The following is a 12,300-nucleotide window of genomic DNA, read 5'->3' on the forward strand; positions in this document are numbered from 1 at the left end:
CGCATCTAAACCCCAGCCGCCCGGCGGACACAAGCCGGCCGCGCCCGGTCAGTCGGGGGCGAGCATGTAGCCCGAGCCGCGCACGGTCTGCAGGTAGCGCGGCTGTTTCGGGTCGGCCTCCAGCTTGCGCCGCAGCCGCGTGATCTGCACGTCCACCGCGCGTTCCTGCGCCTGCGCCCCGTCGCGCCCCGCGACGCGGCCAAGTTCCTCCACGAGGCGGGCGCGGCCGATGGGCTCGCCGGGCGCGGCGGCGAAGATCCGCATGAGCTGGTCCTCGGTCGCGGTCAGGCGCACCGGTTCGTCGCCGCGCCAGAGTTCGCCGCGCTCGATGTCGTAGCGCAGCGGCCCCAGCTGCAGAAGCTTGGGCATCGCGACATCGGCGGGCGTTTCCGGCATGCGCCGCAGGATCGCGTTGATCCGCAAGAGCAGTTCCTTGGGCTCGAACGGCTTGGACAGGTAGTCGTCCGCCCCGGCCTCGAGCCCGGCGATCCGGTGCTCGGTCTCGCCCAGGGCGGTCAGCAGAAGCACCGGGGTCGCCCGGCTCTCGCGCAGCCAGGCGGTGAAGGAGACGCCGTCCTCGCCAGGCATCATCACGTCCAGCACCACGAGATCGAAGTCGAGCCCCGAAAGAAGCCGCCGCGCATGCGCCGCGTCGCGTGCCGCCGTGACGAGGAACCCGTGCCGGATGAGGAACTTCTGCAAAAGGCCGCGGATGCGCTCGTCGTCATCCACCACCAGCAGATGCGGCGCGGCGTCTCCCATCAGCGGCCCTCCCGCAGGCGGTGATAAAGGCGCCGCATCTCGGGGTCCATCATCGCCTCCAGCACCTGACGGAAACCGGCCACCGCCTCTGGGCCCGCGGCGCGATAGGCGGCGCGCATCCGCGCCCGCTGGGCGTCGGAAAGCTCACGCTCCAGCGCGGCGCCCTTGTCCGTCAGGTAGAGGTGACGCTCGCGCTTGTCGGACCGGCCGACGCGGCTTTGCACGAGACCGTCGGAAATCAGCCGCCTGAGCACGCGGTTCAGCGATTGCTTGGTGATGCCGAGAATGGCCAGCAGGTTGTTCACGGTCGTTCCGGGCGCGACGCCGATGAAATGCATCGCCCGGTGATGCGCCCGGCCATAGTCGTAGTCGGCGAGTATCCGGTCCGGGTCGGCCGTGAAGCCGCGATAGGCGAAGAACATCGCCTCGATCCCCTGCCGGAGTTGATCGTCGGTCAGGAAGAGGAGCGTTTCCCCCCCGCCGTGGCCCGCGCCGCCGCGTCCGTCGTTCATGCCGCCCTCCCCGCTCGCAAGGGGCCGTCTTCCATGGCAGCTTACGTCAGCCTTATTGACATTCCAAGGGGTGGCTGGTAGCGATTCCCGATTTTTGCGCAATTTTGTGTCCGCTGCGGACATATCCGGCGCAACATTCGTGAAGGCTCGTCTGGGAAAGGATCCGACATGGCAGGCTACGACGATCGCGACGGCAAGATCTGGATGGACGGGACGCTCGTGGACTGGCGCGACGCGAAAGTTCATGTCCTCAGCCACGCGCTGCATTATGCAAGCTCCGTCTTCGAGGGCGAGCGCGCCTATGGCGGCCGGATTTTCGAAAGCCGCAAGCATTCCGAACGGCTGATCGCGTCGGGCGCGGCGATCGACATGCCGCTGCCCTGGACCGCGGACGAGATCGAGGCGGCCAAGTCCGCCGTGATGGAGGCGAACGGGTTGTCAGACGCCTACGTCCGCGCGGTGGCCTGGCGCGGCGCGGGCGAGGACATGGGGGTCAGTTCCGCGCGCAACCCGGTGCGCCTGGCCGTGGCGGCGTGGGAATGGGGGGCGTATTACAGCGACTCGAAGATGAAGGGCGCGAAACTGGACATTTCCAAGTGGAAGCGGCCCAGCCCCGAGACGATTCCGTCCCACGCCAAGGCGGCGGGCCTTTACATGATCTGCACCATGTCGAAGCACGCGGCCGAGGCGAAGGGCTGCGCCGACGCGATGATGTTCGACTATCGCGGCTACGTGGCCGAGGCGACCGGCGCCAACATCTTCTTCGTCAAGGATGGCGAGGTGCACACGCCGCTTCCCGACTGCTTTCTGAACGGGATCACCCGGCAGACCGTGATCAGGATGCTGAAGGACCGGCAGGTGCCCGTGCACGAACGGCATATCGAGCCGGCGGAACTCGAGAGCTTCCAGCAATGCTGGCTGACGGGCACGGCGGCCGAGGTCACGCCCGTGGGCCAGATCGGCGACTATGGTTTCGAGGTGGGTGCGCTGACGCGCGAGATCGCCGAAGCCTACGAGGCGCTGGTCCGCAGCTAGGGCTCGGCGGCCCGTCCGGACATGGGCGGGCCTTCGCCACGGCGCACCCGCGCGACCCCGGCGCTCCGCCCGACACTTGCGCGAAAACAACCCGCCACGCTCATCATTTGGTCAGGATTTCCGGACAGGGTGCAGCGTGTATCCGCAGCGCATGCGATACGGGTGTCGGGTAAAGAGTGGCCTTGCGCCGCGGCGCAGTTCGGGTACGGCGGCCGGTCGACGGACCGGCCGTCTCCGCGCCCGGGCCTAGGGAGCATGCGCGCGGTTTGCGGGCCGCGCCGGGCCGGCCGGCGCGACGTCAGCCCGGCGACATCCCGCGCAGCTTCTCCGACCGGCGCCTCAGCACTTCCACCGTCGTCAGAAGCGCGATCGAGATGCAGACGAGGATCGTCGCCACCGCGAGGATCGTGGGCGAAATCTGCTCGCGCAGGCCCGTGAACATCTGCCAGGGCAGCGTCTGCTGGTTCGCGGACCCGACGAAGATCACCACCACCACCTCGTCGAAGCTGGTGATGAAGGCGAAGAGCCCGCCGGAGATCACGCCCGGCAGGATGAGCGGCATCTGCACGCGCCGGAAGGTCGTCACCGGGTCCGCCCCGAGATTGGCCGCGGCCCGCGTCAGCGAGCGGTCGAAGCCCACGAGCGTCGCCGTCACGGTGATGATCACGAAGGGAATGCCGAGCGCGGCATGGGCCAGAACCACGCCCAGATAGGTGCCCTGCAAGCCGACCCGCGAGTAGAAGAAGTACATCCCTGCCGCCGAGATGATCAGCGGCACGATCATCGGCGAGATCAGGATCGCCATGATCGCCTGGCGGAACGGCACATGCTCGGAGGAAAGGCCGATCGCCGCCAGCGTGCCGAAGCTCACCGCGAGCAGCGTGGCGACGGGCGCGATCAGAAGCGAGTTGCGCAGCGCTTGCTGCCAGTCCGACGAGGTGAAGAAGTCGCGGTAGTGCTTGAGGCTGTAACCCTCGGGATCGAAGGCCAGCATCTCGGGCGTGAAGGTGAAGAAGTTCTCGGCGTTGAAGCTCAGCGGCATCACGACGAGGATCGGCGTGATCAGGAAAACGAAGACCGCGCCGCAGATCACGCGGAAGGTGTAGTACCAGAGCACCTGTCCCGCGGTCAGGTAGGGTGGCAGGAACATGCGGTAGCGGCCGCGGCCGATCCAGTAGATGAACCAGCCGATGAACCACCCGAAAAGCGCACCGACGATGGCGCCGGGTATGGCACCGACCGCGAAGCCGGCCACGCCGAAGAGCGCGATCAGCCCCCACCTGAGGCTGCGTTCCCGCTCGACCCCGGCAACCGCGAGGGCCGCGTAGGCCAGCGCCGCGCAGACCGCCGCGCCGACGACGATGCCCAGAAGCGTGGAGCCCTGCGCCGTGCCCACGAAGATCCCGAAGAACGCCCCCGCGGCGGCCACGACGGGCAGCGTGAACGAGAATGGCAGCGTCTTCGTTTCGGTGATGACGACCCCGTCGGACATCTGTCAGCCCCCAAGCTTCACGTTGTCGATGCCCACGATCTTGTCGTAGGCCCAGTAGAGCACCAGAACCACGACCAGCAGGATCGAGCCCAGCGCGGCCGCGAGGCCCCAGTTGAGCGAACTGGAGATGTGATAGGCGATCCGGTTCGAGATGAACGTGCCGGTGGTGCCGCCGACGATCTCTGGCGTGATGTAGTAGCCGATGGCCAGGATGAAGACGAGGATGGACCCCGCCCCGATCCCCGGCACGGTCTGCGGAAAGTAGACCCGCCAGAATGCGGTCCAGTCCGTCGCGCCGAGCGATTTGGCGGCGCGCAGGTAGCTGGGCGGGATCGTCTGCATCACCGAGTACATCGGCAGGATCATGAAGGGCAACAGGATGTGGGTCATCGCCACGATGGTGCCGAACTGGTTGTTGATCATGATGAGACGCGACTCGTCGGCCACGAGGCCCAGCCAGACCAGCGTGTCGTTGATAACGCCCTGCTGCTGAAGCATCACCTTCCAGGCCGAGGTTCGGACCAGCAGCGACGTCCAGAAGGGAAGAAGCACCAGAATGAGAAGCAGGTTGGCCTGCCGCATCGGCAGGTTGGCCAGGATCCACGCCACCGGGTAGCCGAGCAGGATGCACGAGAAGGTGATCATCAGGCTCATGAACATCGTGCGCTGGAAGAGCAGCCCGTAGATCCGCTCGTTCTCGGGACGAAGCTCGGGGCCGTCGGGGCTCTTCTGCATGTCCACCGCGTTCAGGAAATACCCCGTCGTGTAGGGCGGAGAGTAGGTCTGGATCGTCCGCCAGGGCTCGATCGTGCCCCACCCCTCATGGGTTTCGATCATCGCCTCGCGGTAGGTCATCGTCTCGAACCCGGGCGCGGCCTCGGCCGCGGCGCGCAGGAGGTCGGCGTGCGGCCCGTCATAGGCGGCGAGGTCGGCGCCGCCCGTAAGATCCTCGTAGAGCTGCGTGTAGACGTAGCTCCACGGTTCGTCCTCGGCGGGGCTCTCTTCCTCCTCGGCCTGCATGAACTCCGCATAGAGGCGGTACGCCTCGGCGGTGCGGGGCAGCACCTCCGCGATGCCCTCGCGCAGCTCGAAGTGCGGCGGGCTCTCTTCGTCGTAATCGACGCCGGCGTCGCGCTCCACCCAGCCGGGATCCGCCATGATGTCGATCCAGGTCGGCGCCTCGTCCCAGGCTTCGTTCAGATCCTCGAACTGGTCCTGATAGAGCTCGCCAAGGTCGTCCACCCCTCGTCCCGACCGCCGGAACAGCGACGACATGCCGGTGCTTTCGTAGTTGAGCCGGCTGCCGAGCCGGGTGTGCTCCTTGCGCTCGGCGGCGAGGAAGAGGTCGGCGTAAAGCGCCTCGAACGTGCTTTCGGGCGGCAGCTCGCCGCTGTCGGCCGGCCAGTCCTGGAGCTCCGCGGTGGTGCGCGGCAGCGTCTCGGACACGATCTGGTTCTCGACCGACCGGAACAGCATGTCCACGATCGGCGCGATGAAGGTGATGAGCACGAAGATCAGCAGCGGCGCGATCAGCGCGAGCGCCCTGAGCTTCTGTGCGCGCAGCGCGCGTTGCAGGCTTTTCTTGAGCGGCGTGCCATCGGCGGCAAGCACCGGCCCCGAATCGTCGCTCGAGGCGATTCGAAGCGCGTCGTCCGGTGTCGGTGCGCGCTTGCCCGTTGTGGTGTCCGTCACGTCGGTCATGTGTCGCCCTGTGCCCTGCGCCCTGGGGAAACCGGGCACCGGCCGGTTTGGTCCGGTGCCCGGAAGCGAAGGAGCGCGGTTGCGCTCCCTCGCGGTGTCACGGTCGTACGGCGCTTACTGCGCGAGCCACGACTGGAACTTCGCGTCGATGTCGTCGCGGAAGTCCGCCCAGAACTCGTAGTTGTAGAGCAGGGTGTTCGACGCGTTGTCCGGATCCGTCGGCATGTGCGGTGCCATCTCGATGCCGAGGTCGGCATGTGTCGAGACGAGCGGCGCCGAGGACTCGCGTGCCGGGCCGTAGGAAATGTACTTCGCCTGATCCGCGAGACGCTGGGTATCCGTGGCGAACCACAGGAAATCCATGACGCGGTTCAGCTCTTCATCTTCCAGACCTTCGGGGATGATCCAGCCATCCAGGTCGAACACCTGCATGTCCCACATCATGCCCACGGGCTGGTCCTGCTCCTCGATGACCGAGAAGAGGCGGCCGTTGTAGGTCGAGCCCATGAAGATCTCGCCGTCGGCCAGAAGCTGCGGCGTGTCGGCGCCGGCCGACCACCAGATCACGTCGTCCTTGATCTCGCCGAGCTTGGCGAGCGCGCGATCCTGGCCCTCCGGGGTGGCGAGAACGTCGTAGATCTCGTCCTTGGCCACGCCGTCGCAGTAGAGCGCCCATTCCATGTTGTTGATCGGACGGCGCTCGAGGCTGCGCTTGCCCGGGTAGGTCTCGGTGTCCCAGACATCGCAGACGCTGCTCGGCGCATCGACGCCTTCCGGCACCATGTCGGTGCGGTAGCCGAAGGTCGTCGAATAGACGATCTGCGGGATGAAGCAGTCCGACACGATCAGGTCGCCGAAATCGTCGGAGGCATCGGTGCCGTCCGGCGCGGGCTGGAGGATGTCGTCGTGATCGACTTCCATCGCGAGGCCCTCGTCGCAGAGGCGGATGGCGTCGGAGGCCACCACGTCCACGAGATCCCAGGTGATGTTGCCGGCCTCGTCCATGGCGCGCAGCTTGGCGACGGCCTCGTTCGAGCTTTCGTCCCAGGTCGCGGAGACGCCGGGGTTCATCTCGAGATAGGGCTCGACGTAGGCCTTCTGCTGCGAGTTCTGATACGCGCCGCCCCAGGAGACGAGCGTCATGCTGTCGGCCATCGGCTCACCCGCGACCGGGCTTTCCATGTCCTGTGCGGCAAGACCGCCGGCGGCGACGGTCAGCGCCGTCGTGGCCAGAAATGTCTTCGCGAGTTTCATTGGATACTCCCTTGTAACGCCCGTCTTGCGTTGACGGGGCCGGCGTCACGGGCGGGACGGCCTGGCCCTCGGTGCGTCGGCGAGCCCATCGGGCCGCGACGATGTTGCCGCGCCGTTGCGGCGCGTGTTTCGGAAAAGCGGTTCTGCGGATCACGCGTCGAGCGCACGGCAGTCCTCTGGCAGCCAACCGATCTCGATCTTCTCGCCCGGCTTCATCCTTCGCTGGTCCGGCGCGTTGCGCGTCTTGATGATGAAGTCGTCCTTGCCGGCGACTCTCAGCCGCGTGCGGAAGATGTCGCCCATGTAGATGAACTCCAGCACTTCCGCGGGAAGCGTGTGCGCGTCCGGCTTCAGGCGGTTCTTGTCGATCTCCACCCGCTCGGGGCGAATCGAAACGAGGGTGCGTTCGCCCGGCTTGGCCACGTTGACCGGCTTCGCGTCGATCACCTCGCCATCGTCGAGCTCCACGAGCGCGTAGCCCTGGCGCAACTCCTTGATCGTGCCGAGAAGCGTGTTGTTCTCGCCGATGAACTGCGCGACGAAGCTGTTTTCCGGGCTTTCGTAAAGCTCGTCGGGCGGTGCGAGCTGCTGGATCTTGCCGTCGTTGAAGACCGCGACCCGGTCCGACATCGTCAGCGCCTCGGTCTGGTCGTGGGTGACGTAGACCGTGGTGATCCCGAGATCGTGGGCGAGGTTGGTAATCTCGAACTGCATGTGTTCGCGCAGCTGCTTGTCGAGCGCGCCGAGCGGCTCGTCCATGAGCACCAGCTCCGGCTCGAAGACGAGCGCGCGGGCGAGCGCGATCCGCTGCTGCTGCCCGCCCGAAAGCTGCGCGGGGCGGCGGCCGCCGAAGTCGCCCATCTGCACCATGTCGAGGGCGCGGCGGACCTTCGCCTCCCGGTCGGACTTGCCGATCCCGCGCACCTCCAGCGGGAAGGCCAGGTTCTCCGCCACGGTCATGTGGGGGAACAGCGCGTAGTTCTGGAACACCATGCCGATGCCGCGCTTGTGCGGCGGGATGTTGTTGATGGATACGCCGTCCAGCTTGATCTCTCCATGCGTGGCGGTCTCGAAGCCCGCCAGCATCATCAGACACGTCGTCTTGCCGGATCCCGAGGGCCCCAGCATGGTCAGGAACTCGCCCTTTGGCATGCTGAGGTTCAGGTCTTTGACGACGAGCGTTTCGCCGTCATAGCTCTTCTGCACGCGCTCGAATGCGACGAACGCTTCGTCGTTCTGCGACTCGGCCAAGTCTGGCTCCCCGTTGTTGTTTCGCAGGTTTTGCATCCTGCTTTGTCGGCGACGATTAAAACCGCGACGCCGCCGCTGTTGCAAGCATAGCCTAGCGGTTTCCCAAGCCAACCCCGATTTTCAGGCCCGATCGGCTTAATTTTCAGGCCATGGCAGTCGATCGGACTGCCATGGCCCGGGCGGCGGCGGGTCAACCGAGAACGTCGGCCACCGCCCTCGCGGTCTTGGCGGCGATCTCTTCGGCCTCCGCGCGGCTCAGGCAGAAGGGCGGTGCGAAGCCCAGGATGTCGCCCTGCGGCATCGCCCGGGCGATCACGCCATGCTTCAGAAGCGCGGCCGCGACGGTCGGACCGACCTTCCGGGCGGGGTCGAAGAAACGCCGCGCGTCGCGGTCCTCGACGAATTCCACCGCGGCCAGCATCCCCTCGCCGCGCACCTCCCCGACATGCGGGTGCGCAGCCAGCGCGTCGCGCAGCGCGGCGTTCAAATGGGCGCCGGTCTCGCCCGCGGCGCTGACGAGATCGAGCTTGTCGATGAGTTCGAGGTTGGCCACGCCCGCCGCCGCGCCCACCGGGTGCGCCGAATAGGTCCAGCCGTGCCCGATGGGCCCCATCGCGTCGGTCCCCTCCTCGAGCACCTTCCACACGCGCTCGGACACGATGGACCCCGACAGCGGCGCGTAGGCCGAGGTCAGCCCCTTGGCGATGGTGATGAGATCCGGCCGCAGCCCGTAATGCTCGGACCCGAACATCGTCCCGAGCCGGCCGAAGCCGGTGACCACCTCGTCGGCCACGAGCAGGATGTCGTGCTTCTCGAGGATCGGCTGGATCGCCTCCCAGTAGCCTGCCGGCGGGGGCACGATGCCGCCCGTGCCCAGCACGGGCTCGGCCCAGAAGGCGGCGATCGTGTCGGCGCCCTCGCGCTCGATCAGCGCCTCGAGTTCGGCCGCGCAGTGCGCCACGAAATCCGCCTCGCTCATCGCCGGGTCCGCACGGCGGTAGTAGTAAGGCGCCTCGGTGTGCAGCACCTGCACGAGCGGCAGGTCGAAGGCCTTGTGGAAAAGCTCCAGCCCGGTGAGCGAGCCGGTCATCAGCCCAGAACCGTGATAGCCGCGCCAGCGCGAGATGATCTTCTTCTTCTCAGGACGGCCCCGCACGTTGTTGTAGTACCAGACGAGCTTCACGTTGGTCTCGTTGGCGTCCGATCCCGAGAGACCGAAATAGACCTTGCTCATGTTGGCGGGCGCACGGTCGAGAACCATCTTGGCAAGACGGATCGAGACTTCCGTGCCGTGCCCGACATAGGCGTGGTAGTAGGCCAGTTCGCGCGCCTGCTCGGCGATGGCGTCGGCGATCTCGGTCCGGCCGTAGCCGACATTCACGCAGTAGAGCCCGGCGAAGGCGTCGAGCAGGCGATTGCCCTCGCGGTCCACGATATGGCTGCCTTCGCCGGTCCGGATGACGCGGTTCGGCGCCTCACCCCGCGCGAATTGCGCGAGATGGGTGGAGGGATGGAAGAAATTCTCCCGGTCCCACTGGTCGAGCATGTCGTTCTTCAGCATCTTCGTCCTCTTGCTTGCGCGGGGTCGCACCCCCGCTGCCCTTTCCTGTCGGACCCCGTCCGCCGCGGCGCGCCGGCCATTCGGCCGCGACGCCCGGTCGAAGGGGCCAAGGGGTTTCGAAACCCCTTGGCAAGACGCTTCGAAGCGTCTTGCGCCTCACCCCCAGTCGCGGCAGACGTACTTGATCTCGGTGAAGGCCTCCATCCCCTGCCGGGCCCCTTCGCGTCCGATCCCGGACTGCTTCATGCCGCCGAAGGGGATGGGCGCGCCGGTCACCTTGGTCCGGTTCACCGCCACCATGCCGAACTGCAGCGCCCGCGTGATACGGTAGATGCGGCGCGGGTCCTGGCTGTGAAGGTAGGCGACGAGACCGTATTCGGTCGCGTTCGCGCGCGCCACCACCTCGTCCTCGGTGTCGAAGGGCGCGACCGCCGCGACCGGCCCGAAGGTTTCCTCGGCCATGATCGTCGCCGCGTCCGGGACATCCGCCAGGATCGTCGGCGCGAAGAAGAGATCGCCCAGATCCGCCCGGCGCCCGCCGCCGGCGAGCACCCGCGCGCCACGCGCCACCGCGTCGGCGACATGCGCCTCCTGCTTGGCGAGCGCCGCCGCGTTGGTCAGCGGCCCGATGTCGGGATCCTCCATCCCCGGCCCGACGCCCAGCGCCTCGGTCGCGGCCGCGAGCCGCGAACAGAACGCCTCGTAGACGGGGCGCTCCACGTAGATCCGGTTCGCGGCGAGGCAGTCCTGACCCGAGGTCGCGAACTTGGCCTTCATCGTCTCCGCCACGGCCTTGTCGAGATCGGCGTCGGCGAAGACGAGAACCGGCGCATGGCCGCCCAGTTCCAGGACCAGCCGCTTCACCGTGTCCGCGCACTGGCGGTAAAGGAGCCGCCCCACCTCCGTCGAGCCGGTGAAGGAGAGCGCCCGCACCCGCGCGTCCTCCGTCCAGGGGCCGACGACGACCGGCGCCTCGCCCGTCACCACGTTGAAGACGCCCGCGGGCATCCCCGCCCGGTCGGCGAGCTCGGCAAGCGCCAGCGCCGAGAAGGGCGTCTCGGCGGAGGGATGCGCCACGACGGTGCATCCGGCGGCCAGCGCGGCGGCGGCCTTGCGCGTCAGCATCGCGGAAGGGAAGTTCCACGGTGTGACCAGCGCGGCGACGCCCACCGGCTCGCGCCAGAGCTCCACCTCGGCGTCGGGGAGGTGGCTGGTGACGCCCTCGATGTTGGGCCGGCGTGTCTCCTCGGCGTAGAACTCCACGAAGCTCGCGGCATAGTCGATCTCGCCGCGGGCTTCCGAGAGCGGCTTGCCCTGCTCCATGACCATGATCCGGGCGAGGTCCTCGCGATGCGCGATCATCAGCTCGTACCAGCGCCGCAACACCGCCGCGCGCTCTTGCGGCAGCGCGACCGACCAGTGCGGAAACGCCGCCGCGGCGGCGTCAACGGCGGCCCGCGACTGCGCCGCGTCCAGGCTGACCACTTCGCCCAGCCGCGCCCCCGTCGCGGGGTCGGTCACGGCGATGGCCGCGCGGTCGCCGCCGACCCACTTTCCATTCACGTAGGAAAAGCTCCGCGCGAGGCGCGGGTCGGCGAGACCGTCGAGCGGCGAGGCGGCGAGGTGCTGATGCAGGGACATGGGCGGGCCCTCCTTTCCCCGCCATCATGGCGCCACGACGGCGGGGGTGGGGTCTGAAATGCGCCGCCCTGGCAGAAGATCCGTCTGCCCGCACCCGCCGGGCGGGATCAATCGGTCTGCCCGAGAAGCCAGAGCGGCGGCGCGGGCGGCCCCTTCACCGGCTTCGTCACGATGTAGGTGTAATAGCGCGCCATGCCGATCCGCGCCGCCAGCATCCCGTCGATGAGGCGCTGGTAGGCGTCGATGTCGCGCGCGACCACCTGCATGAGGTAATCGAAGCCGCCGCCGAGCGCCCAGACGGCGGACACCTCCTCGTAGCCCTGCACCGCGCGCTCGAAGGTCTGGAAGCTCGCAGCGGTGTGGTGCGAGAGCTCCACGGCCACGAAGACGGTGACATGCGGGCCGAGCGCCCGGGCCGCGACGCGCGCCCCGTAGCCCTCGATCACGCCCGCGCGCTCCAGCTTCTTCATCCGCTCCCAGGCGGGGGTCGGCGAGAGTCCCACCTTCTCGGCGAGCTCGGCCTTGGTGATCCGCCCCTCCGCCACGAGCGTGCGCAGGATCTCGATATCGCGCGCGTCCAGCCGGATCATGCCCGCGCGCCCGGGCCCGCCGTCCCGATCGCCCGGGCGGCGTGGACGACGATCGCCGCATCCTGCGCGCCCGTGCCGGTGAGGTCGGCGCGGGGGATCTCCTCCTCCGTGCGCCGGCCCGGCGCTTGGAGGCCGGTCAGGCATCCGTTGTCGAGAAAGACCGCCGGCACGAGCTGCACCGGCGCGCGCGGCCCGGCCTCCGTCGTGATGTGACTGTCATGCGGCATGGGGTCGTCCTTTCACGACGGTATCGCCAAGGACGATATCCTGCCCGGTGACGACGCATATTAACAAGGCCATGTCGGGTTGCGGCCGGCCAGGAGGGTCGCGACGGGACGGCAAGCGCGGGCAGTTTCCCGCTAGCACCGCCGCGATCCCGATCACGCCGGCACATTCTGCCACCATGCGGTCCTGCCGGCGGAGCGGCACCGGTGGCGTGGCGTCCGCAACGCGCCGGATCCGGCGTGCGGCGGCGGGGATATCGCAGGGCTCGATCATGAT

Annotated in this window: 12 protein-coding genes; 1 reads left to right on the forward strand and 11 read right to left on the reverse strand. The window is 67.9% G+C overall.

The annotated features are described in order from the left end of the window. Positions 1-48 precede the first annotated feature (48 nt). Together AB6A69_RS14530 and AB6A69_RS14535 are read right to left on the reverse strand one after the other, a co-directional pair. Positions 49-762 (reverse strand): response regulator, encoded by a 714-nt coding sequence (locus AB6A69_RS14530; protein ID WP_371038092.1) that lies wholly within the window; start codon positions 760-762, stop codon positions 49-51. Next, entirely contained in the window at positions 762-1,274 is a 513-nt protein-coding gene (locus tag AB6A69_RS14535) for a MarR family winged helix-turn-helix transcriptional regulator (protein ID WP_371061304.1), read from the reverse strand. The genes AB6A69_RS14530 and AB6A69_RS14535 overlap by 1 nt, the downstream gene beginning before the upstream one ends. Before the next feature lie 168 nt (positions 1,275-1,442). Between AB6A69_RS14535 and AB6A69_RS14540 the strand changes: the two genes are divergently transcribed. Further along, positions 1,443-2,309 (forward strand): branched-chain amino acid aminotransferase, encoded by an 867-nt coding sequence (locus tag AB6A69_RS14540; RefSeq protein ID WP_371061305.1) that lies wholly within the window; start codon positions 1,443-1,445, stop codon positions 2,307-2,309. Between the two features lie 298 nt (positions 2,310-2,607). On the opposite strand, the gene AB6A69_RS14545 is transcribed toward AB6A69_RS14540, so the two are convergent. The 9 genes from AB6A69_RS14545 to AB6A69_RS14585 all read right to left on the reverse strand — a co-directional run bounded on the left by AB6A69_RS14545 (position 2,608) and on the right by AB6A69_RS14585 (position 12,297). Further along, positions 2,608-3,801, reverse strand: coding sequence for an ABC transporter permease (locus tag AB6A69_RS14545; RefSeq protein ID WP_371038089.1), 1,194 nt, complete (start codon positions 3,799-3,801; stop codon positions 2,608-2,610). A gap of 3 nt (positions 3,802-3,804) precedes the next feature. After that, the gene (locus AB6A69_RS14550) at positions 3,805-5,502 is read right to left on the reverse strand and encodes an ABC transporter permease (protein WP_371061306.1); all 1,698 of its coding nucleotides are present in this window, start codon (positions 5,500-5,502) and stop codon (positions 3,805-3,807) included. Positions 5,503-5,616: 114 nt separating this feature from the next. Beyond that, positions 5,617-6,756, reverse strand: a complete 1,140-nt coding sequence (locus tag AB6A69_RS14555) for an extracellular solute-binding protein (protein ID WP_371061307.1) — start codon at positions 6,754-6,756, stop codon at positions 5,617-5,619. 150 nt (positions 6,757-6,906) lie between these two features. Next, on the reverse strand, positions 6,907-8,043 hold the full coding sequence (locus tag AB6A69_RS14560; protein WP_371038086.1) for an ABC transporter ATP-binding protein: 1,137 nt from the start codon (positions 8,041-8,043) through the stop codon (positions 6,907-6,909). Between the two features lie 154 nt (positions 8,044-8,197). Continuing rightward, positions 8,198-9,568: an aspartate aminotransferase family protein gene (locus AB6A69_RS14565; RefSeq protein ID WP_371061308.1), complete on the reverse strand. Its 1,371-nt coding sequence runs from the start codon at positions 9,566-9,568 to the stop codon at positions 8,198-8,200. A 156-nt stretch (positions 9,569-9,724) separates the two neighbouring features. Beyond that, complete coding sequence (locus tag AB6A69_RS14570; protein ID WP_371061309.1) at positions 9,725-11,209, reverse strand: NAD-dependent succinate-semialdehyde dehydrogenase; 1,485 nt, start codon at positions 11,207-11,209, stop codon at positions 9,725-9,727. Between the two features lie 107 nt (positions 11,210-11,316). Next, positions 11,317-11,796 (reverse strand): Lrp/AsnC family transcriptional regulator, encoded by a 480-nt coding sequence (locus AB6A69_RS14575; RefSeq protein WP_371061396.1) that lies wholly within the window; start codon positions 11,794-11,796, stop codon positions 11,317-11,319. Further along, entirely contained in the window at positions 11,796-12,026 is a 231-nt protein-coding gene (locus tag AB6A69_RS14580) for a hypothetical protein (protein WP_371038083.1), read from the reverse strand. Before AB6A69_RS14580 ends, AB6A69_RS14575 begins: the two co-directional genes overlap by 1 nt. Then, positions 12,016-12,297: a hypothetical protein gene (locus AB6A69_RS14585; protein WP_371061310.1), complete on the reverse strand. Its 282-nt coding sequence runs from the start codon at positions 12,295-12,297 to the stop codon at positions 12,016-12,018. The genes AB6A69_RS14580 and AB6A69_RS14585 overlap by 11 nt, the downstream gene beginning before the upstream one ends. Positions 12,298-12,300 lie beyond the last annotated feature (3 nt).

Source organism: Rhodosalinus sp. 5P4, assembly GCF_041365695.1.
Lineage (GTDB): Bacteria > Pseudomonadota > Alphaproteobacteria > Rhodobacterales > Rhodobacteraceae > Rhodosalinus.

Excerpts from the sequence above, each read along its gene's own strand:
- AB6A69_RS14565 (WP_371061308.1), bottom strand. The coding sequence starts at position 9,568 with ATGCTGAAGAACGACATGCTCGACCAGTGGGACCGGGAGAATTTCTTC.
- AB6A69_RS14530 (WP_371038092.1), bottom strand. The coding sequence starts at position 762 with ATGGGAGACGCCGCGCCGCATCTGCTGGTGGTGGATGACGACGAGCGC.
- AB6A69_RS14535 (WP_371061304.1), bottom strand. The coding sequence starts at position 1,274 with ATGAACGACGGACGCGGCGGCGCGGGCCACGGCGGGGGGGAAACGCTC.
- AB6A69_RS14540 (WP_371061305.1), top strand. The coding sequence starts at position 1,443 with ATGGCAGGCTACGACGATCGCGACGGCAAGATCTGGATGGACGGGACG.
- AB6A69_RS14580 (WP_371038083.1), bottom strand. The coding sequence starts at position 12,026 with ATGCCGCATGACAGTCACATCACGACGGAGGCCGGGCCGCGCGCGCCG.
- AB6A69_RS14550 (WP_371061306.1), bottom strand. The coding sequence starts at position 5,502 with ATGACCGACGTGACGGACACCACAACGGGCAAGCGCGCACCGACACCG.
- AB6A69_RS14585 (WP_371061310.1), bottom strand. The coding sequence starts at position 12,297 with ATGATCGAGCCCTGCGATATCCCCGCCGCCGCACGCCGGATCCGGCGC.
- AB6A69_RS14545 (WP_371038089.1), bottom strand. The coding sequence starts at position 3,801 with ATGTCCGACGGGGTCGTCATCACCGAAACGAAGACGCTGCCATTCTCG.
- AB6A69_RS14560 (WP_371038086.1), bottom strand. The coding sequence starts at position 8,043 with ATGCAAAACCTGCGAAACAACAACGGGGAGCCAGACTTGGCCGAGTCG.
- AB6A69_RS14555 (WP_371061307.1), bottom strand. The coding sequence starts at position 6,756 with ATGAAACTCGCGAAGACATTTCTGGCCACGACGGCGCTGACCGTCGCC.
- AB6A69_RS14570 (WP_371061309.1), bottom strand. The coding sequence starts at position 11,209 with ATGTCCCTGCATCAGCACCTCGCCGCCTCGCCGCTCGACGGTCTCGCC.